The following is a 22,034-nucleotide window of genomic DNA, read 5'->3' on the forward strand; positions in this document are numbered from 1 at the left end:
TCCTCGTTGGCCCAGTCACCACCACGATCGGGTGCTTGGTCTGGATGCCCAGATCGTTCATCGAGCGCACCGCCTCGAGCGCGCCCAGCACGCCCAGCACGCCATCATACTTGCCGCCGGTGGGCTGGGTGTCGAGGTGGCTGCCCACGTAGACCGGCAGCGCATCGGGATCGGTGCCCTCGCGGGTCATGAACATGGTGCCCATCTGGTCGACCCCCATGCTCAGCCCGGCCTCGTCGCACCAGGACTTGAAGAGGGCGCGGCCCTCGGCGTCTTCGTCGGTGAGGGTCTGGCGGTTGTTGCCGCCCGCGACGCCCGGGCCGATCTTGGCCATCTCCATCAGGCTGTCCCACAACCGGTCGCCGTTGATCCGGAGGTTCTCTCCCGGTGCCGCCATTCTTCCACTCCCTCTGCCGCTGGTTCTTTGCGCGTTCCGTGTCCGGGGCGCTATTGTTTTTTACCATTTGGTAAAGGCACGATTGCAACCGCCCCGGAACGAGTCAAGAATTGTGTTCCGGGACCCTCCCGGATTATTGGCATGTCGCGGGCGTCTTTGCCCGAAAAATGAGCGGAGAGACGCATGCATGGTCGGTGAGCCCGCGAAGAAACCGAGTCGCATCCAGATACGCAACCGTCGTCGCATCATGGATGCCGCGCTCGAGGTGTTTTCGCAGCACGGCTATCGCGGCGCCACGCTGGATCAGATTGCCGACGAAGCGGGCATGTCGAAGCCCAACCTGATCTACTATTTCGACGGCAAGGCCGCGATCCACGTGGCGCTTCTGAATGCGCTGATGGAAGAGTGGCTGGCGCCGCTGGCTGAGATGGACGAGGGCGGCGACCCGCTCAACGAGATCCTCACATATGTCCGGCGCAAGATGGACATGAGCCGGAGGTATCCGCGCGAAAGCAAGCTCTTTGCCAATGAGATCATCCAGGGCGCGCCGCGTATGGGGCCGCATCTGGAGACCAGGCTGAAGCCGCTCTTCGACGAGAAATGCGCGCTGATCAGGGGCTGGATCGAGGAAGGGCGTCTGGCACCGACAGATCCCCAGCAACTGATCTTCTCGATCTGGGCAATCACCCAGCATTACGCAGATTTCGAAGCGCAGGTGCGGGTTCTGATACCGAATGAAGGCGCTGGTTGGGACGCGGCTCATGCGCATGTGGAAACGTTGTTCCGCAAATTACTCACGTCGCCGGAAACGCCTAGTTAACCAGAATCACGGGAGGGTGGAGCATGCAGTATATGTCCATCCGCCCACCGCCAAAGCAACAAGACGCGCCTGCACCGCACAACCCGGCGTGGCAGGCGCAGCTGTTCTCGGCCAAGGCCGTCGGCGCGGCGGCATCGTCCGGCGAAATAAGCGGCACGTGCACCGGGAAGTCGGTTACGACGCGCTGTTGGCAGAGGTGAAATCCCGCGGCTTTCACCTCATCGAATGTGGCAATCAGTACGTGATCATCTGCAACGCCGGGCAGATGCGTGTGCATTGCTGAATGCCGACGGTCTGAAGAAAATTCGCACGAATTTTCTTCAGACAAGATTTTTCGTACGAAAAATCTTACTCGGCAGCGGTCGCCGACATCGGGTTGTTCGGATGCGTCGTCCAGTCCGCCGGAACCGCCTCGACCACCTTCCCGGTCCGTGGATCCACTGCCCCGGGCGCCATCTGCTCCATCGTGATACAGTCTTCCACGGGGCAAACATTGACGCACAGGTTGCACGCCACGCATTCGTCGTCCTTCACGGTAAAGACCCGATCCTCCGACATGTCGATCGCCTGGTGCGAGGTATCCTCGCAAGCCGCGTAGCAACGCCCACAAGAGATACACAGTTCCTGGTCGATCTTCGCCTTGCTGACGTAGTTCAGGTTCAGATGCTGCCAGTCCGACACGTTCGGCACGGCGCGCCCCACCAGATCCGACAGCGAGATCTCCTTCTCGTCGAGATACTGCGACAGTCCCGAGATCATCTCCTGCACGATCTTGAAGCCGTAGGTCATCGCCGCCGTGCACACCTGCACGTTGCCAGCGCCGAGCGCCATGAACTCAGCCGCGTCCTTCCACGTGGTCACCCCGCCGATGCCCGAGATCGGCAGACCGCGCATCTCCGGTGAACGAGCGATCTCGGAGACCATGTTCAGCGCGATCGGCTTCACCGCCGGGCCGCAATAGCCCCCATGCGCGCCCTTGCCGTCGATGGTCGGCTCCGGTGCGAACAGGTCGAGATCCACCGAGGTGATCGAATTGATCGTGTTGATCAGCGACACCGCATCGGCCCCGCCCGCATGTGCCGCCATGGCGGGTTTGCGAATGTCGGTGATGTTGGGTGTCAGCTTCACGATGCAAGGCATGCGCGTGTACTGTTTCACCCAGCGGGTCACCATCTCGATATACTCGGGCACCTGCCCCACGGCCGAGCCCATGCCGCGCTCGGACATGCCGTGCGGGCAGCCGAAGTTCAGCTCGACCCCGTCCGCGCCGGTCTCCTCGACCAGCGGCAGGATCGCCTTCCACGCCTCCTCAGTGCATGGGACCATGATCGAGGCGATGAGCGCGCGGTCGGGATAGTCCCGCTTCACCGATTTCATCTCGCGCAGGTTCACCTCAAGCGGGCGATCGGTGATGAGCTCGATGTTGTTCAACCCCAGCAGACGCCGGTCGGCGCCCCAGATCGCGCCGTAACGCGGGCCGTTCACGTTGACCACCGGCGGCCCCTGCTCACCCAGCGTCTTCCACACGACGCCGCCCCAACCAGCCTCGAAGGCGCGGCGGACGTTGTATTCCTTGTCCGTCGGCGGCGCCGAGGCGAGCCAGAACGGGTTCGGTGATTTGATACCGATGAAGTTGCTCGTCAGATCAGCCATTGTTCTCGTCCTCCCTCAACCCATCAGGCTCATGTGGATGTCCTCGGCGGCGTCGCGGCCCTCGGCCACGGCGGTCACCGTCAGATCGTCGCCCCCGCTGGCACAGTCGCCCCCGGCCCAGACACCGTCGAGCGACGTCCGCCCGGTTCCGTCCACGGCGATCTTGCGCCCGTCGAGCTCCGGAAGCCCCTCGCCGGTCAGCGTCTGGCCGATGGCGCGGAAGACCTGATCCGCCGGCAGTCGGAAGCGCTCGCCGGTCGGCGCCAGCGCATCGTCGGTGAACTCGAACTCGATCTCACGCACCGCGCCGTTGCCATGCACCGCGACCGGCGAGGCGTTGCAGATGATCCGCACGCCCTTCGACTGCGCCAGTTCCTGCTCGTAGACCGAGGCCGCCATGCGCTCCTGCGAGCGACGGTAGACGATGGTGACGTTGAGCGCGCCCAGAAGCTTGGACTGCACCGCCGCGTCGACCGCGGTCATGCCGCCGCCGATCACCACCACGTCGCGCCCAACGGGCAGCGCCGAAAGATCCGAGGCCTGCCGCAGGTCGGCAATGAACGACACCGCGTCGGCCACGCCCTCACGGTCGTCGCCATCGACGCCCAGAGCGTTCACGCCGCCAAGCCCGAGCCCGAGGAACACCGCGTCATACTCGGCCTTCAGCGCCTCGAGTGTCACGTCGCGCCCCAGCGCCACGCCGCTTTGCAGCTCGATGCCGCCGATCTGCATCAGCCACGCAACCTCGCGCGCGGCAAAATCCTCGGTGCTCTTGTAGGCGGCGATGCCGTATTCGTTGAGACCGCCCGGTTTCGGCCGCGCGTCCATCAGCACCACGTCATGGCCCATCATCGCCAGCCGGTGCGCACAGGCCAGACCTGCGGGCCCCGCCCCCACGACCGCGACGCGCTTGCCCGTCGCGGCGTCGCGCTCGAACGGATGCACGTTCTGCGCCATCAGCGTGTCTGTGGCGTAGCGCTGCAGGCGGCCGATCTCGACCGGCTTGCCCTCGGCCACCTCGCGCACGCAGACCTCTTCGCAAAGCGTCTCCGTCGGGCAGACCCGGGCGCACATGCCGCCGAGGATGTTCTGCGACAGGATCGTCCGGGCCGCCGCCTCGGGCGTGCCGGTGGCGATCTGCCGGATGAAGAGCGGGATGTCGATCTCGGTGGGACAGGCCGTCTGACAGGGCGCGTCATGACAGAAATAGCAGCGGTCCGCCGCCACAAGGGCCTCATGATCGTCAAGCGCCGGATGGAGGTCGCCAAACCCCGCCTCGATCGCTGCCTTGTCCATCCGTCCCGGCTTAATGCCGGGAACCAGTGCCTTTGGGTCCATGGGTCGCCTCCCGCTGCCTTATGTTTGACAGAAGCGTTCCACAGGTCGATTTTTTTATCAATCGGTAAAATATCTACAGGCCGACCGACCCAAGCCCCACGCACAAATATGAGGCATCTTCCCCGGGCTGGGTCTGCGAAACGAAAAAGGCCGCCCCAAAGGAGCGGCCTTTCCCAAATCGGAAGCGCTGAACCGGATCAGTTCTGCGCGTAGAATTCGATGACGAGGTTCGGTTCCATCTGGACCGGGTACGGCACGTCGGCAAGGCCGGGGGTGCGCACGAAGGACGCGGTCATCTTGGAGTGGTCGACCTCGAGGTAGTCGGGCACGTCGCGCTCGGGCAGCTGGGCGGCTTCGAGAACCACTGCGAGCTGCTTGGACTTCTCGCGGACCTCGATCACGTCACCCTCTTTCACGCGGTAGGAGGGGATGTTGACGCGCTTGCCGTTCACCAGCACGTGGCCGTGGTTCACGAACTGACGGGCGGCGAAGACGGTCGGCACGAACTTGGCGCGGTAGACGACGGCATCGAGACGGCGCTCGAGCAGGCCGATGAGATGCTCACCGGTGTCGCCCTTGAGACGCTCGGCCTCACCGAAGATGCGACGGAACTGCTTTTCGGTCAGGTCGCCGTAGTAGCCCTTGAGCTTCTGCTTGGCGCGGAGCTGCAGACCGAAGTCGGACAGCTTGCCCTTGCGGCGCTGACCGTGCTGGCCGGGGCCGTATTCGCGGCGGTTGACCGGGGACTTTGCGCGGCCCCAGATGTTCTCGCCCATGCGGCGGTCGATTTTGTACTTGGCAGACGTGCGTTTGGTCACGGCTGATCTCCTTCGTTCAGGTTTCGAAGGGCGTTGTCCTCTCTCCGGATCTGGCCGAAGCGACAGGGCATCCCCTTGCGGGGGCCACCAACACCAATGAAGCGGCGCTTATATGCGCCCCTGCGCCCGAGTCAACACCCCACGGAGGACAAAGCACCGCCCCCCTGCGCCGCCGGGCATTTACCTGCAATTAAACGGCCTGCGCCAGACTTCCCGGGCCGCAGGGCACACACAGCAGAGGGGAACCGGTGCATGAGGGGGCCACCGCCGAAACAGGGTCAGAACGCGCTCGAACTGGCGCTGGCCAAACGCGACAGCACCATCCTGCGCACCGTGCGCGAGGCGATCCGCCACCGCCAGGTGATGCTGGCCTTCCAGCCCGTGGTGCAGGCCCGCCGGCAGGAGGCCACCGCCTTTCACGAGGGGCTCATCCGGGTGCTCGATGAGACCGGTCGCGTTGTCCCCGCCCGCGAATTCATCGAAACCGTGGAGGAAAGCGAGGATGGCCGCATTCTCGACTGCATCGCGCTCGAGCAGGGCCTGCGCGAACTCGAGCGCGAGCCGGGCCTGCGGCTCGCCATCAACATGTCGGCCCGGTCCATCGGCTATGGCGACTGGCTCGACACCCTGACCCGCGGCCTGCGTGCGGGCCCCACCGTGGCCGAGCGGCTGATTCTCGAGATCACCGAAGCCTCCGCCATGATGGTGCCCGAACTGGTGATCAGCTTCATGGACGACCTGCAGGCCCGCGGGGTCACCTTCGCGATGGACGACTTCGGCGCCGGCTACACCGCCCTGCGGCACTTCAAGCAGTTCAGCTTCGACATCCTCAAGATCGACGGATTGTTCATCCGCGGCATCGCCCAGGATCCCGACAATCAGGTCATGACCACGGCCATCATCGAGATCGCGCGCCAATTCGACATGTTCACCGTCGCCGAATCGGTCGAACGCGCCGAGGACGCGCGGCTGCTCACCGGCATCGGGATCGACTGCCTGCAGGGCTATTTCTTCGGCGCGCCCACCGTCTCTCCCGCCTGGCGCGCGCCGCCGTCGAAGCACGCGCACGGCTGAGCCGGAACCGCGCCGGGGCGCAACCCGCCCCAATTGCCCGATGTTTCCGCGACCATTTGCGCTACCACACGTGGATTTCCGCAGACTCCCCCTGTCCCATGCCGCAGCGGCACGCTATCAACAAGGCGCAAGATCAATGAGGGGGGTCTTGCCGGATGGCACGGCCTCCCGCCTTACGCTCTGCTTGGAGGAGTCATCCATGACCAATGTCGTCATCGCATCCGCGGCCCGTACCGCCGTCGGCAGCTTCGGCGGTTCGTTCGCCAACACGCCCGCGCACGATCTCGGCGCTGCCGTGCTCGAAGCGCTGGTTGCCCGCGCCGGTATCGAGAAGGGGGAGGTCTCGGAGACCATCCTCGGCCAGGTGCTGACCGCGGCTCAGGGCCAGAACCCCGCCCGTCAGGCGCATATCAATGCCGGCCTCCCGCAGGAAAGCGCCGCCTGGAGCATCAACCAGGTCTGCGGCTCGGGCCTGCGCACCGTGGCTCTGGCGGCCCAGCACATCATGCTCGGCGATGCCGACATCGTCTGTGCCGGCGGCCAGGAAAACATGTCGATGAGCCCCCACGCCCAGAACCTGCGCGTGGCCCACAAGATGGGCGATGTGAAATACATCGACACCATGATCAAGGACGGCCTGTGGGACGCGTTCAACGGCTACCACATGGGCCAGACCGCCGAGAACGTCGCCGAGAAGTGGCAGATCAGCCGCGAGCAGCAGGACGAGTTCGCGCTGGCGTCGCAGAACAAGGCCGAAGCCGCGCAGACCGCCGGCAAGTTCGATGACGAGGTGATCCCCTTCACCATCAAGACCCGCAAGGGCGAGACCGTGGTCGACAAGGACGAGTACATCCGTCACGGCGCGGTCATCGAGAACATGCAGAAGCTGCGCCCGGCCTTCACCAAGGACGGCTCGGTCACCGCGGGCAACGCCTCGGGCATCAATGACGGCGCCGCCGGCGTGCTGCTGATGTCGGCCGAGAATGCCGAGAAGCGTGGCATCAAGCCGCTCGCGCGCATCGCCTCCTATGCCACCGCCGGTCTCGACCCGTCGATCATGGGCGTCGGCCCGATCTACGCATCGCGCAAGGCGCTGGAGAAGGCCGGTTGGAGCCCCTCCGATCTCGACCTGGTGGAAGCCAACGAAGCCTTCGCCGCGCAGGCCTGCGCCGTGAACAAGGATATGGGCTGGGATCCGTCGATCGTGAACGTGAACGGCGGCGCCATCGCCATCGGCCACCCGATCGGCGCCTCCGGTGCCCGCATCCTCAACACCCTGCTGTTCGAAATGCAGCGTCGCGACGCCAAGAAGGGCCTCGCCACGCTCTGCATCGGCGGCGGCATGGGTGTCGCGCTCTGCGTCGAGCGCGACTGATGGACCTGGACGGGGGGCGTTCTGCCCCCCGGACACCTCGCGCATGACAGCACTTCCCAAAGACCCCGCGCAGATCGTCTTTTCCGGAGGTGGCCTGCGCTGCTTCTGGCAGGGCGGCTTCCTGACCACCCTGTGCCAGCACCGCACACTTGCGCCCAAGCGCCTGACCGGTGTCAGCGGCGGTGCACTTGCCGGTGCGGCCTTCCTGACCGGCAACGAACGCCGCCTGCTCGACGAGATGTGCGCCGCGTTCGAAAAGCAGGACAGCAATCTCGACCTGTTCCAGCCCGACGAGAACGGCATCACCCCGCATCAGGAGCTCTATTGCGAGGTCGTCGGCCGGGTCATGGATGACGAGGCCGCCCGCAAGATTGCCGAGGGGCCGCAGTTCCAGATCCTCATCGCGCACCCGCCCGACACCGGCGTGCCCACGCTCACCGGCACCGCCATGGCGATGGCCTACGAGGCCGAGCTGCACACGGTGAACTCGCCGCATTTCAGCTGGGCCGAGAAGCTCGGGCTGACCTCGCACCTGGTCGATGCCAACCAGGCCGCCCGCGAGGGCAAGCTGGTCGAACTGATCAGCGCCGCGGCGGTGATCCCGCCAGTCTTCGAGCCGCCGCTCTGGAACGACCGCCGCGTCGTCGACGGTGGCATGGCCAGCCAGGCGCCGCTCCCCGAGCCCGACGAGGGCGTCACGATGGTGTTGCTGACCCGCGACTACAAACGCCTGCCCGAGGTCGAGGGGCGGCACTACATCGCGCCCGCGCAGGAAACCGCCGCCGACAAGATAGATTTCACGGACCCGCAGAAATTGCGTGATACCTGGGCCCAGGGAGAACGGGATGCGCAGCGCCTGCTCGACCAAGGTTGAAGTTTTGACGCAACATTGTTGCGTATTGCGATTTACGTGAGTAACGATGTTTCCAAATAAATTAGCCAGGATCGGAGGATAAAGATGGCGAAAGTTGCACTGGTCACGGGGGGGAGCCGCGGTATCGGAGAGGCAATCTCCAAGGCGCTCAAGGCCGAAGGATACGAGGTCGCTGCGACCTATGCCGGCAATGACGAGAAGGCCGCGAAGTTCACCGAAGAGACCGGGATCAAGACCTACAAGTGGAACGTGGCCGATTACGAGGCCTCCAAGGAAGGTCTCGCCAAGGTCGAGGCCGATCTCGGGCCGATCGACGTGGTGGTCGCCAATGCCGGCATCACCCGCGATGCGCCGTTCCACAAGATGACACCGGATCAGTGGAAAGAGGTCATCGACACCAACCTGACCGGCGTGTTCAACACCGTGCACCCGATCTGGCCCGGCATGCGCGAGCGCAAGTTCGGCCGCGTCATCGTGATCTCGTCGATCAACGGCCAGAAGGGCCAGTTCGCCCAGGTGAACTATGCCGCGACCAAGGCCGGTGACCTCGGCATCATCAAGTCGCTGGCCCAGGAAGGCGCCCGCGCCGGCATCACCGCCAACGCGATCTGCCCCGGCTACATCGCCACCGAAATGGTGATGGCGGTGCCCGAGAAGGTGCGCGACTCGATCATCGCCCAGATCCCCACCGGCCGCCTCGGCGAGCCGGAAGAGATCGCGCGCTGCGTGGTGTTCCTCGCCTCCGACGACGCGGGCTTCATCAACGGCTCGACGATCTCGGCCAATGGCGGCCAGTTCTTCGTCTGAGCCAGCCCTCGAAGCGATCACGAAAGCCCCGGCGGCCCGCGCCGGGGCTTTTTCGTTGCCCTCCGCGCAGACCGTGCGGACTTGCACAGAAACGGCGCGCCGCCGCCGAGATGTCACCGGCGTCGCGCGCCCTATATTTGCGCTCACACGGACCAGAGGAGACCCGCCATGCTCAGCCAGATCCAAGGCCTTCACCACGTCACGTCGCTGGCCAGCGGCGCGCAGCGGAACAACGCCTTCTTCACCCGGACGCTGGGTCTCCGACGGGTCAAGAAAACGGTGAACTTCGACCGGCCCGATGTCTATCACCTGTACTACGGCGACGAGATCGGCACGCCCGGAACGGTGATGACCTACTTCCCCTTCCCCAACGCCACCCGCCGGACGCCCGGCAGCGGCGAGGTCTCGACCACCGCCTTCTCGGTGCCGAAGGGCAGCCTGCCGTTCTGGGAAGAGCGCCTCACGGGCCGCACGCCGAGCCTGCGAGAAGGCCGCTTCGGCGAGGCACGGCTCCGCTTCGACGGGCCGGATCGCGATGACCTGACGCTGGTGGAGACCGAGGACGACCGCACGCCGTGGACCGAAAGCGGCATCGACGCCGACACCGCCATCCGAGGTTTCCACTCGGTCGAACTGGCGCTGCCCGACATCGCGCCCACCTCCGAACTGCTGCGCTTCATGGGCTATGAAGAGGCCGGGACCGATGGCGCGGTGACCCGTTTCTCCATGCCGAACGGCAACGGCGCCAACTTCGTCGATCTGCTGCAGAGCGATGCTCCGGAGGCTGGTCAGGGCGCCGGCAGCGTGCATCACGTCGCCTTCGCCGTCGCCGACCGCGCGGCGCAGAAAGAGGTGCAGCAGGCGCTCGAAGGCGAGGGCTTCCAGGTGACCGAGCAGATCGACCGCGACTACTTCTGGGCGATCTACTTCCGCAGCCCCGGCGGGGTGCTTTTCGAGGTCGCGACCGGCGAGCCCGGCTTCGACCGCGACGAAGAGCGCGGCGCGCTTGGCGAGGCGCTGAAGCTGCCCGACCAGCACGCGCACTTGCGCGAGCGGCTGGATGCCACGCTCGAGCCGATCAGCGACTGAGGCTTGGGCGATAAACACCGAGCCTGGGCGATCAAACAAGGTGACGGCGCGGGCGTTTCCCTCCGCGCCGTCACCAGCGTTTTACATTTGGATGTTTAATTTGTGTCAGCTCTGAATCGAGCTGCTGTTACCTCGGTTTTCCGGGAGTTTTCCCGCATTTCGAGGCCGGCCCGGCCGCCCGAAGACCACCAGACCGGGGCACTGCAAAGTTCAGGCGATCAATGCGGCTGGGTGCTCAGCTTGTTGATCTGTTCCTTGAGGCGGAGTTTCTGCTTCTTCAGTTCGGCGACGTGCAGGTCGTCAACGCCCGGACTGCGTTGCATTTCTTCAACAGCGGTCGAGAGGTGGTGGTGCTTTTTCTTCAGTTCCTGCAGATGCGAACTCAAGCTCATAGTGTCCTCCTTTGCTGGGTACGAGCCTTCAGTGCAGCACATTCGGCGATTCAAGTCACGCTGCAGATGCGAACGTCCTCAACATTGCCTTACCATGCGTCAACACCGACCGGTCACGGCGGGAAATTGAGCGCCTCGCCTCCCCGCAGCACCGTACGAATGACATCGGTATAGTCCTCGCCATCTTCAATATGGGCCGGTCCCGAATGCAGGATCAGCGGCGCGTGAAGGCGGAATGCTGCCCGCCCGCCCTTGCGACCGCGGGCGAGAATCAGCCGAGGCGCCCTGCCCTCGCGTGGTGCCAGCGGCCAGAGTTCAAGCGAGCCGAGCCCTTCGCCCATTGCCGCCAGAAGCTCGGGCAGGCGCTCGGCGCGCTGGATGAAGGTCGCGGTGCCCTTCACACGCAGGCGTTTCGCCGCGAGCCGCACCCAGTCAGCGAGCGGCGCCGGCCCGGCCAACGCCATCTCGCGCCCGACATCGGAGGCGATGCTGCGGCTTTCGATCTCGAAATAAGGCGGGTTGGCGAGGACGTGATCGACCGTGAGTGCCTTCAAGGCAAAGGGCGGTGCTCCGATATCCCCCTCGATGACCTCGCCCGTCAGCGCATTTTCCGCGAGGTTGCGCCGTGCCAGCGCCGCGTAAGCGGGCTGGATCTCGAGCCCAGTGAGGCGCAGCCCCGCCACCCGCGCACCAAGACAGCACAACGCCGGCCCGGCCCCGCAGCCCAGCTCCAGAACGCTCTGACCGGGCTTTGCAGGCACGGTTGCGGCCAAGAGCACCGGGTCGATGCCCGCCCGGTAGCCCTCACGCGGCTGCCAGAGCCGCACCCGCCCGCCGAGGAAATCGCTGCGTTGCAACGCCTCCTCGGCGAAGGGCTCAGTCCTCAAAGCGCACCCCGTTCATGCGCAGGATGCGGCGGGCATCGTCGATCTGATCGGCCCGGACCATCAGCCGCCGCGGCAGAATGCCCAAGCTGCCCTCGAGCACGCTCATGTTTACGTCCAGCTCGAAGCTGTCTATACCCTCCCCGTCGAGAAGGGTTTTGACCAGCGGGATCAGCGTGATGTCGTTTGTGCGCAGAAGCTCTTCCATGCCGGGGATGTAAGGACAGGGGCGCCTCCTTGTCGAGGCCGATACCGAGGGTTTGATGGGTTTGGATACGCCGATGCAGAAGCCGCATGACCGGCTCGCCACGCTGCTTTCCGGGGACATGGACGGGGTCAACGCCCTGATCCGCGAGCGCATGGCGTCGAAGCACGCACCGCGGATCCCCGAGGTCACCGCGCATCTCGTCGAGGCCGGCGGCAAGCGCCTGCGGCCGCTGCTGACCCTCGCCTCGGCGCGGCTCTGCGGCTACGAGGGTCCGTTCCACGTGCATCTCGCCGCGACGGTCGAGTTCATCCACACCGCCACGCTGCTGCATGACGACGTGGTCGACGAGAGCAAGCAGCGCCGGGGCCGCCCCACTGCCAACCTGCTGTGGGACAATAAGTCGAGCGTTCTTGTGGGCGACTACCTCTTTGCCCGCGCCTTCCAGCTGATGGTCGAGCCGGGCAACCTGAGAGTGCTCAACATCCTCAGCAACGCCGCCGCCACCATCGCCGAAGGCGAGGTGCTGCAGCTGACCGCGGCGCAGGATCTGCGCACCAACGAGGACATCTACCTTCAGGTGGTGCGCGGCAAAACCGCGGCGCTGTTCTCGGCGGCAACCGAGGTCGGTGGCGTGATCGCCGGCGTCGAGGAAGAGCAGGTTCAGGCGCTGTTCGATTACGGCGATGCGCTGGGGATCGCATTCCAGATCGTCGACGACCTGCTCGACTACCAGGGCGACAGCTCGGCCACCGGTAAGAATGTCGGCGACGATTTCCGCGAGCGCAAGCTGACCTTGCCGGTGATCAAGGCCATCGCCGCCGCCGATGACGAGGAGCGCGCCTTCTGGAAGCGTACCATCGAGAAGGGCGACCAGCAGGACGGCGATCTAGAGCACGCGCTGGCCCTGCTCAACAAGCACGGCGCGCTGGATGCGACCCGCGCCGATGCACAGGCCTGGACCGACAAGGCCAAGGCCTCGATGGAGAAGCTGCCGCAGTCCGAGCTGCGCGACCTGCTGGTCGAGCTCGCCGATTTCGTGGTGTCGCGGGTCTACTGACCTCGCGGCGCCGCCAGCGCGGAACAATCGCCCAGCACAGCGCTCGCCACCCACCAGCCCGGCTCTGCCGCTGCGATGGCCTCGGCCGCGGCTGCCGCTTCCGTCTCGGACAGGAACAGCCCGAAACAGGTCGCCCCCGATCCCGACATGCGGGCCAGCTTGCAGCCCGGCTGCGCCCCGATCCGGGCCAGCACGTCGAGGATCGCCGGCTGCACCGCGCAGGCCGGCGCCTGAAGATCGTTGCGCATCTCTGAAAGGACGGCGATCAGGTCCGCAGTGTCGCGCATATCCGGCAGGGTCTCGGGCATCGGCGTGTTGTCGCGGCGCTCAAGCGCCCGGAACACCGCCGGGGTCGAGACCTGCAGGCGTGGATTGACCAGCACGGCGGCGACCGGCGGCAATGCCAGCGGCGTCAGCGCTTCGCCGATCCCTTCCGCCCGCAGCGGCCGGGCGTAAAGACACATCGGCACATCGGCCCCCAGCGCGAGGATTTCTTCGCCATGCGCTGCAAGCAGCCCCTCGGCAGAGGCATCGCCTCCGCCCCGCGCCGACACGCCGCGCAAAGCCGCCGCGGCATCGGCAGAGCCGCCGCCAATGCCCGACGCCGCCGGAAGCGCTTTGTGCAAATGCAGATCTGCATCGCTGACCAGCAGCGCCGCCGCCTTCATCACGAGGTTGTTGCCATCCTCGGGAACGCCCTCGGCTTCCGGGCCATCGACCCGCAGCGACAGGCCATCGCCTTCGGAGATCGTCAGGAGGTCGCCAACCGGTGCGAAGCTCACCAGCGAATCCAGCAGGTGGTAGCCATCCTCGCGGCGGCCGGTCACGTGCAGGGTCAGATTGATCTTCGCCGGCGCAAAGACCTCACTCGCCATTGGCCATCTTGAGCGGCGGCTGACCTTCCTCTTCGAGCACCTCGTCGAGCCCGACCTCCAGCTTCTGGCGGATGCGTTCGGGATCGACCTCGTCCGAGGCATCGTCCCAGTCGATGAAGCTCAGGGCCCGCTTCCACTGGAACTCGGCTTCGAGCTTGCGCCCCACCGCCCAATAGACATCGCCCAGGTGGTCGTTGACCACCGGATCGACCGCCATCAGTTCGGCGGCACGTTCCATGTGCACCACCGCCTCCTCGTAGCGGCCGAGCTTGTAGAGCGCCCAGCCGAGGCTGTCGATGATGTAGCCGCTCTGCGGCTGCGCGGCGACCGCCTGTTCGATCATCGAGAGCGCCTCGTCGAGCTTTTCATGCTGCTCGACCAGCGAGTAGCCGAGATAGTTGAGCACCTGCGGCTGGCCCGGGTTGAGCTCGAGCGCCTTGCGGAAATCGGCCTCGGCCTCGCCCCAGTTCTTCAGCCGCTCGTTGCTGATACCCCGGGCGTAATGCAGGAACCACAGCGAGGGGTTTTCGTCGTCGAAGGTGGCGAGTGCGGCGTCATAGGCATCGACAGCCTCGTCGTAGCGCTCGAGCTGGCGCATCATGTCTCCCAGCGCCGACTGCACCGCCGCCTGACCGCCATGGGTGCCAGCAAGCTGTTCCAGCACCTCGACCGCCGCATCGACCTTGCCGCTCGAGCGCAGCGCCTCGGCGCGGCCCAGCTCGGCGGCATGGTAGGAGGAGTCGTCGCGCGGCACCTGCTTGTAGGCGGCGACGGCAAGGTCGAACTGATCGAGCGACTCGAGCAGGGATGCGGTCATCAGAATGGCGCCGGAATGATCCGGGCGCAGGTACTGCGCGATGCGGGCATAGAGCAGGGTGAAATCGTCTTCCGCTTCGTTGGCCAGCGCGCCCGCAAGGGTGTAGAACACCTCGGCAATGCCGGCCTTGGGCGAGTTCACATAGGTGAAGGGCAGACGCTCGCCCTCGACCAGCCGCTGCCGCATCTCGGCAAGGCCGGGGTCCATCGGCGGCGGGAAGCCCTCGTCGATCATCGCCACCGCCTCGTCCTGACGGTCGAGCTGGCTGAGGATCTCGGAGCGCGCCATCACCGCGCGACGGGTGTATTGCATGCTCCCGGCGCGGTTCTCGGCAAAGATCGCCTCCGCGCCTTCGAAGTCCCCGACCGAGGCCAGCGCCATGGCCTTGTGATAGAAGGCGAATGGCGCGAGGCCGCGCTCTTCCGACACCGCATCGAACGCCTCGAGAGCGCCGCTCATCTCGCCCTCGCCGAGAACCGACCACGCCTTGACCAGCCCGTCGACCAGCGGGCCGATGGCGGTCTGGTCCTCAATCCGCTCGAGGAGCGCCTGGTAGTCCTCGCTCTGGGCAAGTTCAGCGATTTGCGCCATGTGCCCGATCTGGCTCTGGAAGCCCTGCTCTGACAGGCGATCGGCCAGCGCCACCGCCTTCTCGACATCGCCGAGCGACAGGTTGGCGAGCGTTGCGCGTTCGAGCAGTGAGGGATTGCCCGGATCGAAGGCCACCGCGCGGCCATAATACTCGGCAGCGGCCTTGAAATCGCCGTTGAAGCTGGCCTGACGCGCGGCGAGGTAGTCGCCCGCGAGGCTTTCGGCGGTCACCGGTGCGGCCACGCCCACGGCCATCGTCAGCGCGAGCGCCGTGTTGCGAAGAAGCCCGAGAGCCTTGCCTGCCATGCCAATGCCTCCTTTATCGGTCCGGCAAGACTATCCCCGCCTGCCCTGCCACGCAATGCGCAGCCGGTTCACGGGCGCGTCACCTGCCGGCATGTCCTTGCCGATGCACACCGCGCGGCATTTCGGGGTTGCAGCCCACCCACGGATCGCTTTAATTGATACGTTATAACATATCTCTTCCAACCCAAAGGATCTCCGATGTCCGCGCAAGACCCCCGCCTCCCCGTCACCGTGCTGTCCGGCTTTCTGGGTGCCGGGAAGACGACGCTGCTCAATCAGGTGCTCAACAACCGCGAGGGCCGCCGGGTCGCGGTGATCGTCAACGACATGTCCGAGGTGAACATCGACGCTGATCTCGTGCGCGACGGTGGCGCCGACCTGAGCCAGACCGAAGAGACGCTGGTCGAGATGTCGAACGGCTGCATCTGTTGCACCCTGCGTGACGACCTGCTGCAGGAGGTGCGCCGGCTCGCCGCCGAGAACCGCTTCGACTACCTGCTGATCGAGAGCACCGGCATCTCCGAGCCACTGCCCGTCGCCGCCACCTTCGAGTTCCGCGACGAGCTGGGGCAAAGCCTGTCGGATGTGGCGCGGCTCGACACCATGGTCACAGTCGTCGACACGGTGAACCTGCTGCAGAACTACGCCAGCCACGATTTTCTGAAGGATCGCGAAGAAAGCCTCGGCGACGCGGACGAGCGCACGCTCGTCGATCTGCTTGTGGACCAGATCGAGTTCGCCGACGTCGTGGTGCTCAACAAGGTCGGCGCCGCGGGAAAGGACCGCACCGATGCGGCGCGGCTGATCGTGACGGCGCTGAACCCGGATGCGCAGATCATCGAGACCGATTTCGGGCAGGTGCCACAGGACCGCATCTTCGACACCGGCCTCTTCGACTTTGCCACCGCCCACGAGCACCCGCTCTGGGCCAAGGAGCTGTACGGCTTTGCCGATCACGTGCCGGAGACCGAGGAGTACGGCGTCTCATCCTTCGTCTACCGCGCCCGGCGGCCGTTCCACCCGCAACGCATCAACGACGTGCTGAACGGGCCGCTGCCCGGCGTGATCCGGGCCAAGGGGCATTTCTGGGTCGCCACCCGGCCCGACTGGCTGGCCGAGTTCTCGCTGGCCGGCGCTCTGAGCAGCATCCGCCCGATGGGCATGTGGTGGGCCACCGTGCCCGAGGCCCGGCGCCCCGATCACCCGCAGGCGCAGGCTTATCTGGCGCAGCATTGGCAGGAGCCGTGGGGCGACCGGCGCCAGGAGCTGGTCTTCATCGGCGCGGGCATGGATCGCGCCGCGATCACCGAGACGCTCGACGCCGCCCTCCTGAAGGCCGACACCGGCTTCACGCCCGAGCTCTGGACCACGCTCGAGGATCCGTTCCCCGGCTGGCGCCGCGCGACCGAGGCGGCCTGATGGGGCGCCTCGGCGCCCATAACGGCCAGAGCGCCCTGCCCCGCCGCAGGCAGAGCGGCGACCCGATGCAGAGCTTCGACCGCCTGCCGCCAGCGCTGCGGCGCTGGCTGGCACAGGCGGCGCTGCCATGGTCGCCGCGCTCGGCGCAGCGGGCCTGGCAGCGCAGCCTGGCGCTCTGTGGCGGCGACCTCGACGCGGCGCTTGCACGGATGACAGAGATCGAACGCCGGCAACTCGCCCGGGACACGCTTGGCCCGGCGTCCGGCGGCGGCCAACCGCCCACAATCCCTCGCAGTTGCGTGATATAAGACCGTTCCAACGTTTTCAGACCTTCCGAAGACAGGGTGTTTCCCGCTATTGCGAGGGCCATGGACATCGTTGTTGTCACGACCGTCATCGCGTCGCTGTTTCTTGTCATTGGTCTGGCCGAGCCGCTCGCGGCGCGATTGCGGCTGCCCTACAGCGTGATCCTCGCCGTGCTGGGCATCCTGATCGCTGCCGGCGCGATCTTCTTCCTGCGCACCACGCTTACCGACGCGCTCAACCCGGTGGCCGAGGCCATTCTCGGCCTGCCGATCCGTGCCAACGTGTTCCTCTACGTCTTTCTGCCGACGCTGCTGTTTCAGGCGACGCTCGGGCTCAACATCCGCCGGATGCTGGACGACTGGGTGCCTATCCTGCTGCTCGCGGTGGGGGCCGTGGTCGTCGCCACGCTCAGCGTCGGCTACGCACTGTCGTGGTTCTCGACCCTGCCATTGGCCGCCTGCCTGCTGATCGGCGCCATCGTCTCGACCACCGACCCCTCGGCGGTGATCTCGATCTTTCGCTCGCTCTCGGCACCGCGACGGCTGGCGCGCATCATCGAGGGCGAGAGCCTGCTCAACGACGCCGCCGCCATCGCGCTGTTCGGCTTCTTTCTCGGCTTCGTCATGCTCGGCCTGCCGGACCCGACGCTCGAAGACGCGCTGAGCCAGTTCCCGCTGCTGATCGTCGGCGGCGCGCTTAGCGGCTGGCTCCTTGCCCGCATCGCGGTGCGGCTGATGGGGCTCTTCGGGCGCTACGAGCTGGCGCAACAGTCGATCTCGGTCGCCCTGCCCTACCTCGCCTACATCACCGCCGAGCAGAGCATCGGCGCCTCGGGCGTGATCGCGGTGGTGGCTGCGGGCCTCACGCTCAACATCGTCGGGCCCGGCCGGCTGCCGCCCGAGGCATGGACCAACCTGCGCGAGGTCTGGGACCTGCTGGCGCACTGGGCGGGGGCGCTGATCTTCATCCTCGCCGCCCTGCTGATCCCGCGGATGCTCGAGGAGTTCCGCCTCTCCGATGCCGGGCTGGTGCTCGTGGTCGTGCTCGCCGCCATCGCCGCCCGTGCTTTCATCCTGTTCCTCGTGCTGCCGATCATGGGCCGGCTTCGCCTGTCGCCACCGGTCGAGCGCCCCTACCGCAGCGCGATCCTCTGGGGCGGGCTGCGCGGCGCCGTCACGCTGGCGCTGGCGCTGGCGGTGACCGAGAACTTCCGCGTGCCGGTCGAGATCAAGCGCCAGGTCGGTATCCTCGCCACAGGCTTCACGCTCTTCACGCTGCTGGTGCAGGGCACCACGCTGCGCTGGGTGATCGGCAAGCTCGGGCTGGACCAGCTGTCGCCGCTGGACCAGGCCCTGTCCAAGCAGGTGGTCGCGGTGTCGCTGCAGACCGTGCGCGAGGATGTCTCGCGCACCACCGCGAATTACGATCTCGATCAGCGCATCATCCGCAGCGAGGCCAAGCGCTTCGGTGACCGGCTCGAAGAGGCGGTCAAGCAAGCCGAGGAAGACACCGAGATCCTCGACAAGGACCGCGTGACGCTGGGCCTGATCGCGCTGGCCGGGGCCGAGCGCGACACCATCATCGAGCGGGTGCGCGATCACTCGATCTCCTCGCGACTGTCGGAGATCCTGCTGTCGGATGCCGACCGGCTGATCGAGGCCACCCGCACCGGCGGCCGCAGCGGCTATCGCCGCGCCGCGCGTCGCGTTGTGGCCTATGGCAAGGCCTTCCGGCTGGCGGCGCTGCTCCATAACCGCGCCGGCGTCTCGGGCCCGCTGTCGCGGCTCACCGCCGACCGGTTCGAGCTGCTGCTGTCACAGAAGCTGATCCTGCGCGATCTCGACGGCTTCATCCATGGCCGCATCCGCCGCATCCATGGACGCCGGGTCTCGGAACTGCTGACCGAGCTGCTGAGCCGCCGCGTCGAGACCGTCAACACCGCGCTCGAGGGGCTGCGGCTGCAATATCCCGGCTATGCCGAGACGCTCGAGCGCCACTTCATCCGCCGCACCCAGCTGCGGCTGGAAGAGCGCGAGTACAACACCATGTGGGCCGACGGGCTGATAGGCGAGGAACTTCACACCTCGCTGATGCAGGACATCGCCGACCGCCGCGCCGCCAGCGAAAAGCGCCCGCGCCTCGACGTGGCGCTGCAACGCTCCGAACTGGTGCGGCAATTCCCGCTGTTCTCCGATCTCGACGATCCCTCGGTCAAGCAGCTCGCCCGCGCGCTTTCTGCCCAATACGTCAACCCCGGCGAGGTGATCCTGCGCCCCGACAGCACCGCCCGCAGCGTGTATTTCATCGCCACCGGCGCGGTCGAGCTCGAGCGCGGCGGCCAGACATGGCGACTTGGCCGGGGCGAGATGTTCGGCCAGCTCGCGATCCTGACCGAGAAGCCACGCCGCTTCGAATCGCGCGCCATCGTGCCGAGCACCCTGCTGGTCCTCGACGAGGCGCGGTTCCGGCGCTTGCTGAAGCGCAGCGAGACCCTGCGCGAGGCGGTCCGCGCCAGCGCCGAGAAGCGCGGCGTCGACCCGGACACGATCATTCCGGCCGCCGAACCGAAGCCCCGAAAGAAAAAGACCCCGGCCTGAGCGGGCCGGGGTCCTGATCCGCGATACCGGCCGGCCGAGCCGGCCAGAGCTCAGAGCGTATCGAGCTTGCGCGCCAGCTTGGCGTCGAGCGAGGACAGCCCGTCCACATCATGGGTCGAGAGCGTCACCTCGACGGTCTTGTAGACATTGCTCCATTCCGGGTGGTGGTCCCACTTCTCGGCCCAGAGCGCGGCGCGGGTCATCCACGAGAACGCCTCGGTGAAGTCCGCGAACTTGAAGGTCTTGTGGATCGCGTCGCGCCCCTCGACCATTTCCCAGCCGCTTTCGAACAGCGGGGCAAGCACGGTGTCGCGGGCGGTGTCGGAGAGTTTCTCGGTCATTCCTGTTCTTCCCTGATTTCCTTTCGGAACGGGCCGTAGGCGGTCAGGATCTCGATATCCTGTCCGATGGCCCGCCGCTCCTCTTCGAGATAGCGCGCCACCGCGTCGGCGAAACCCCGGTCCGCGATCCAGTGCAGGGAGTGGGTCTCGGTCGGCAGGTATCCGCGGGCCAGCTTGTGCTCGCCCTGCGCGCCGGCCTCGACCCTCTCCAGCCCGTGCCGGATGGCAAAGTCGATGGCCTGATAGTAGCACGCCTCGAAGTGCAGACAGGGATGATCCTCAACACAGCCCCAATAGCGCCCGTAGAGCGCATCGCGACCGATGAAGTTCAGCGCGCCCGCCACGTCGCGTCCTTCGCGCGAGGCGACCACCATGGCGATATCGTCGCGCAGGGTCTCGTGGGCGATCTCGAAGAAGGCGCGGGTCAGGTAGGGCGTGCCCCATTTGCGCGCGCCGGTGTCCTGATAGAAATGCCAGAAGCTGTCCCAGTGCTCGGCCTCGATCTCGTCGCCCGAGAGCATCCGGATCTCGCCGCCGAAGTCATGCGCCGTGCGACGTTCCTTGCGGATGTTCTTGCGCTTGCGCGAGCTGAGGCTGGCGAGGAAGGCGTCGAAATCGGCGTAGCCGTGGTTCTCCCAGTGAAACTGCTGCGTCACCCGGCGCAGAAGCCCCATCCGCTCGCCGGCGATGGCCTCTGCCTCGGTGCAGAAGGTGGCGTGCAGCGAGCTGAGTTCGTTCTGCGCCGCGAACTGGACCGCCCCCTGCACCAGCGCCGAGATGCCGGTCGCCTCGTGCCCGGGCCTGGTGAGGAAGCGCCGCCCGGTGGCCGGGGTGAAGGGCACCGCGATCTGCAGCTTGGGATAATAGTCGCCCCCCGCGCTCTCGTAGGCGTGAGCCCAGTTGTGATCGAAGATGTACTCGCCCTGGCTGTGGCCCTTGGCATAAAGCGGCGCCACGGCGATGATTTCGCCGTCGAGCTCGGCACTGAGATAGCGCGGCTCCCAGCCGGTGCCGCGCCCGACCGAGCCCGAGGCCTCGAGCGCGTGCAGGAAGCGATGGGTGGTGAACGGGTCATTGGGCCGGCCGCCATCGACGGCTTCGGGACAGGCGCAGGCATCCCAGTCGCCCGGCGCGATCTGGTCCAGCGATGTGAGGATGTTGACGGCGAGGGTGCCGTCGGGGCTTTGATCGGTCATGCGTGTCTTCCCTGCCGGCCACTATCTGGCCTGCACCGCGCCGGGATCAAGCCGGGTATCCCTCGAACGTGATGTTGTGGGCGACCTCGCGCGCGACGGCCTCGTCTTCGGGCGACCGCACCGTCCAGCACAGCACCGGCACGCCGGCGGCGCGGAGCTCGGCCACGCGCGGCGCGGTCAGATCGCGCCAGTTATGGCTGATGAAGCAGGCGGCGGTGCGATCGAAATCCGCGATGGCACGAAGGCCGGCCAGCCGTGCCTCGGGCAGCTGCTCTGCGTCGCCCCCCCGATAGGCGCAGGTGGTAAGACCGCGCGGGATATCTGGCGCCAGCTCGGCCAGCGCGGCCACGGAATGCGGGTTGAACGACATCAGCGCGACCGGGCCGGCATAGCCCGCGAGCGCCCGCGCGGCGGCGTCCTCGAGCGCGCCGACATCGGGGCCCATGGCACCGTCCTGGTCCTTGATCTCGACCAGCAGAGGCACCTGCCCCGCGACCAGCGCCAGCACCTCGGCGAAGGTCGGGATGCCCTTCGCGCCGTGCCGGAGCGGGATCGCCCCAAGCGCAGCGGCGCTGCGCGCGCGCAGCGAACCGGTCTCTGCGGTCAGGCGGTCGAGATCGTAATCGTGGAACACCATAGCCACGCCATCCGAGGACAGCTGCAGGTCGATCTCGATGCCGTAGCCGGCCTCGATCGCGGCGATGATCGCCTCGACCGAGTTCTCGGGCCGACCCGCCGCAATGTCGTGATAGGCACGATGCGCGATGGGCCGGTCGAAGAAGCTTGCGGGAAGCATCGGG

General features: G+C 66.4%; 21 protein-coding genes and 1 pseudogene. 10 read left to right on the plus strand and 12 right to left on the minus strand.

What is annotated here, in order from left to right; genetic code table 11:
- Positions 1-397, minus strand: a pseudogene (locus R2601_RS04160) (M20/M25/M40 family metallo-hydrolase); the annotation flags it as partial.
- Between the two features lie 187 nt (positions 398-584).
- On the opposite strand from R2601_RS04160, the gene R2601_RS04165 reads away from it, so the two are divergent.
- Positions 585-1,217, plus strand: a complete 633-nt coding sequence (locus R2601_RS04165; RefSeq protein WP_040544346.1) for a TetR family transcriptional regulator C-terminal domain-containing protein — start codon at positions 585-587, stop codon at positions 1,215-1,217.
- Positions 1,218-1,565: 348 nt separating this feature from the next.
- Here the strand turns inward: R2601_RS04165 and preA are convergent, their stop codons facing one another.
- The 3 genes from preA to rpsD form a co-directional block, all read right to left on the minus strand.
- Positions 1,566-2,870, minus strand: a complete 1,305-nt coding sequence (preA, locus tag R2601_RS04170) for an NAD-dependent dihydropyrimidine dehydrogenase subunit PreA (RefSeq protein ID WP_007794022.1) — start codon at positions 2,868-2,870, stop codon at positions 1,566-1,568.
- A 15-nt stretch (positions 2,871-2,885) separates the two neighbouring features.
- Complete coding sequence (locus R2601_RS04175; protein ID WP_040544347.1) at positions 2,886-4,208, minus strand: NAD(P)-dependent oxidoreductase; 1,323 nt, start codon at positions 4,206-4,208, stop codon at positions 2,886-2,888.
- A gap of 197 nt (positions 4,209-4,405) precedes the next feature.
- Positions 4,406-5,026: a 30S ribosomal protein S4 gene (gene rpsD / locus R2601_RS04180; protein WP_007794027.1), complete on the minus strand. Its 621-nt coding sequence runs from the start codon at positions 5,024-5,026 to the stop codon at positions 4,406-4,408.
- Between the two features lie 252 nt (positions 5,027-5,278).
- On the opposite strand from rpsD, the gene R2601_RS04185 reads away from it, so the two are divergent.
- The 5 genes from R2601_RS04185 to R2601_RS04205 all read left to right on the plus strand — a co-directional run bounded on the left by R2601_RS04185 (position 5,279) and on the right by R2601_RS04205 (position 10,245).
- Positions 5,279-6,100: an EAL domain-containing protein gene (locus R2601_RS04185; RefSeq protein ID WP_007794029.1), complete on the plus strand. Its 822-nt coding sequence runs from the start codon at positions 5,279-5,281 to the stop codon at positions 6,098-6,100.
- 199 nt (positions 6,101-6,299) lie between these two features.
- On the plus strand, positions 6,300-7,475 hold the full coding sequence (locus R2601_RS04190) for an acetyl-CoA C-acetyltransferase (RefSeq protein WP_007794032.1): 1,176 nt from the start codon (positions 6,300-6,302) through the stop codon (positions 7,473-7,475).
- Between the two features lie 43 nt (positions 7,476-7,518).
- Entirely contained in the window at positions 7,519-8,349 is an 831-nt protein-coding gene (locus tag R2601_RS04195) for a patatin-like phospholipase family protein (protein ID WP_007794035.1), read from the plus strand.
- A gap of 84 nt (positions 8,350-8,433) precedes the next feature.
- Positions 8,434-9,156, plus strand: coding sequence for an acetoacetyl-CoA reductase (gene phbB / locus R2601_RS04200; protein ID WP_007794037.1), 723 nt, complete (start codon positions 8,434-8,436; stop codon positions 9,154-9,156).
- Positions 9,157-9,324: 168 nt separating this feature from the next.
- Positions 9,325-10,245 (plus strand): VOC family protein, encoded by a 921-nt coding sequence (locus R2601_RS04205; protein ID WP_007794040.1) that lies wholly within the window; start codon positions 9,325-9,327, stop codon positions 10,243-10,245.
- Between the two features lie 218 nt (positions 10,246-10,463).
- Here R2601_RS04205 and R2601_RS25770 read toward each other — a convergent pair whose 3' ends face one another.
- From R2601_RS25770 to R2601_RS04215, 3 genes are all read right to left on the minus strand, one after another.
- On the minus strand, positions 10,464-10,637 hold the full coding sequence (locus R2601_RS25770) for a YdcH family protein (RefSeq protein WP_007794044.1): 174 nt from the start codon (positions 10,635-10,637) through the stop codon (positions 10,464-10,466).
- Positions 10,638-10,750: 113 nt separating this feature from the next.
- Positions 10,751-11,524, minus strand: coding sequence for a tRNA1(Val) (adenine(37)-N6)-methyltransferase (locus R2601_RS04210; RefSeq protein ID WP_040544348.1), 774 nt, complete (start codon positions 11,522-11,524; stop codon positions 10,751-10,753).
- On the minus strand, positions 11,514-11,729 hold the full coding sequence (locus R2601_RS04215; RefSeq protein ID WP_007794050.1) for a putative signal transducing protein: 216 nt from the start codon (positions 11,727-11,729) through the stop codon (positions 11,514-11,516). The genes R2601_RS04210 and R2601_RS04215 overlap by 11 nt, the downstream gene beginning before the upstream one ends.
- Before the next feature lie 55 nt (positions 11,730-11,784).
- On the opposite strand from R2601_RS04215, the gene R2601_RS04220 reads away from it, so the two are divergent.
- The gene (locus tag R2601_RS04220; RefSeq protein WP_040544349.1) at positions 11,785-12,786 is read left to right on the plus strand and encodes a polyprenyl synthetase family protein; all 1,002 of its coding nucleotides are present in this window, start codon (positions 11,785-11,787) and stop codon (positions 12,784-12,786) included.
- On the opposite strand, the gene R2601_RS04225 is transcribed toward R2601_RS04220, so the two are convergent.
- Together R2601_RS04225 and R2601_RS04230 are read right to left on the minus strand one after the other, a co-directional pair.
- Positions 12,780-13,661: a 4-(cytidine 5'-diphospho)-2-C-methyl-D-erythritol kinase gene (locus tag R2601_RS04225; protein WP_007794055.1), complete on the minus strand. Its 882-nt coding sequence runs from the start codon at positions 13,659-13,661 to the stop codon at positions 12,780-12,782. The two genes, R2601_RS04220 and R2601_RS04225, sit on opposite strands and share 7 nt — an antisense overlap.
- Positions 13,651-15,375 (minus strand): tetratricopeptide repeat protein, encoded by a 1,725-nt coding sequence (locus tag R2601_RS04230; protein WP_007794058.1) that lies wholly within the window; start codon positions 15,373-15,375, stop codon positions 13,651-13,653. The genes R2601_RS04225 and R2601_RS04230 overlap by 11 nt, the downstream gene beginning before the upstream one ends.
- Before the next feature lie 198 nt (positions 15,376-15,573).
- Here R2601_RS04230 and zigA point away from each other — a divergent pair, with 198 nt between their 5' ends.
- The 3 genes from zigA (at position 15,574) to R2601_RS04245 (ending at position 19,697) form a co-directional block, all read left to right on the plus strand.
- Positions 15,574-16,794, plus strand: a complete 1,221-nt coding sequence (gene zigA, locus R2601_RS04235; protein ID WP_007794061.1) for a zinc metallochaperone GTPase ZigA — start codon at positions 15,574-15,576, stop codon at positions 16,792-16,794.
- Between the two features lie 65 nt (positions 16,795-16,859).
- Positions 16,860-17,102, plus strand: a complete 243-nt coding sequence (locus R2601_RS04240; protein ID WP_254656032.1) for a DUF6525 family protein — start codon at positions 16,860-16,862, stop codon at positions 17,100-17,102.
- A 60-nt stretch (positions 17,103-17,162) separates the two neighbouring features.
- Entirely contained in the window at positions 17,163-19,697 is a 2,535-nt protein-coding gene (locus R2601_RS04245) for a cation:proton antiporter (protein WP_007794068.1), read from the plus strand.
- Between the two features lie 50 nt (positions 19,698-19,747).
- Here the strand turns inward: R2601_RS04245 and R2601_RS04250 are convergent, their stop codons facing one another.
- From R2601_RS04250 to R2601_RS04260, 3 genes are read right to left on the minus strand one after another with little or no spacing between them, the layout of a single operon-like run.
- Positions 19,748-20,038: a 4a-hydroxytetrahydrobiopterin dehydratase gene (locus R2601_RS04250; protein WP_007794071.1), complete on the minus strand. Its 291-nt coding sequence runs from the start codon at positions 20,036-20,038 to the stop codon at positions 19,748-19,750.
- Positions 20,035-21,234 (minus strand): GNAT family N-acetyltransferase, encoded by a 1,200-nt coding sequence (locus R2601_RS04255; RefSeq protein WP_007794073.1) that lies wholly within the window; start codon positions 21,232-21,234, stop codon positions 20,035-20,037. Before R2601_RS04255 ends, R2601_RS04250 begins: the two co-directional genes overlap by 4 nt.
- Before the next feature lie 46 nt (positions 21,235-21,280).
- Positions 21,281-22,030 (minus strand): glycerophosphodiester phosphodiesterase family protein, encoded by a 750-nt coding sequence (locus R2601_RS04260; RefSeq protein ID WP_007794076.1) that lies wholly within the window; start codon positions 22,028-22,030, stop codon positions 21,281-21,283.
- Positions 22,031-22,034 lie beyond the last annotated feature (4 nt).

Origin of the sequence: Salipiger bermudensis HTCC2601 (assembly GCF_000153725.1) — a bacterium.
GTDB classification, from domain to species: Bacteria; Pseudomonadota; Alphaproteobacteria; order Rhodobacterales; family Rhodobacteraceae; genus Salipiger; species Salipiger bermudensis.

Coding starts and splice junctions, on each gene's coding strand:
- R2601_RS04230 (WP_007794058.1), bottom strand. CDS start 15,375: ATGGCAGGCAAGGCTCTCGGGCTTCTTCGCAACACGGCGCTCGCGCTG.
- R2601_RS04250 (WP_007794071.1), bottom strand. CDS start 20,038: ATGACCGAGAAACTCTCCGACACCGCCCGCGACACCGTGCTTGCCCCG.
- R2601_RS04220 (WP_040544349.1), top strand. CDS start 11,785: ATGGGTTTGGATACGCCGATGCAGAAGCCGCATGACCGGCTCGCCACG.
- R2601_RS04205 (WP_007794040.1), top strand. CDS start 9,325: ATGCTCAGCCAGATCCAAGGCCTTCACCACGTCACGTCGCTGGCCAGC.
- R2601_RS04190 (WP_007794032.1), top strand. CDS start 6,300: ATGACCAATGTCGTCATCGCATCCGCGGCCCGTACCGCCGTCGGCAGC.
- R2601_RS04225 (WP_007794055.1), bottom strand. CDS start 13,661: ATGGCGAGTGAGGTCTTTGCGCCGGCGAAGATCAATCTGACCCTGCAC.
- R2601_RS04175 (WP_040544347.1), bottom strand. CDS start 4,208: ATGGACCCAAAGGCACTGGTTCCCGGCATTAAGCCGGGACGGATGGAC.
- R2601_RS04240 (WP_254656032.1), top strand. CDS start 16,860: ATGCAGAGCTTCGACCGCCTGCCGCCAGCGCTGCGGCGCTGGCTGGCA.
- R2601_RS04215 (WP_007794050.1), bottom strand. CDS start 11,729: ATGGAAGAGCTTCTGCGCACAAACGACATCACGCTGATCCCGCTGGTC.
- R2601_RS04165 (WP_040544346.1), top strand. CDS start 585: ATGGTCGGTGAGCCCGCGAAGAAACCGAGTCGCATCCAGATACGCAAC.
- preA (WP_007794022.1), bottom strand. CDS start 2,870: ATGGCTGATCTGACGAGCAACTTCATCGGTATCAAATCACCGAACCCG.
- R2601_RS04260 (WP_007794076.1), bottom strand. CDS start 22,030: ATGCTTCCCGCAAGCTTCTTCGACCGGCCCATCGCGCATCGTGCCTAT.
- R2601_RS25770 (WP_007794044.1), bottom strand. CDS start 10,637: ATGAGCTTGAGTTCGCATCTGCAGGAACTGAAGAAAAAGCACCACCAC.
- phbB (WP_007794037.1), top strand. CDS start 8,434: ATGGCGAAAGTTGCACTGGTCACGGGGGGGAGCCGCGGTATCGGAGAG.
- R2601_RS04255 (WP_007794073.1), bottom strand. CDS start 21,234: ATGACCGATCAAAGCCCCGACGGCACCCTCGCCGTCAACATCCTCACA.
- R2601_RS04245 (WP_007794068.1), top strand. CDS start 17,163: ATGGACATCGTTGTTGTCACGACCGTCATCGCGTCGCTGTTTCTTGTC.
- R2601_RS04195 (WP_007794035.1), top strand. CDS start 7,519: ATGACAGCACTTCCCAAAGACCCCGCGCAGATCGTCTTTTCCGGAGGT.
- R2601_RS04185 (WP_007794029.1), top strand. CDS start 5,279: ATGAGGGGGCCACCGCCGAAACAGGGTCAGAACGCGCTCGAACTGGCG.
- zigA (WP_007794061.1), top strand. CDS start 15,574: ATGTCCGCGCAAGACCCCCGCCTCCCCGTCACCGTGCTGTCCGGCTTT.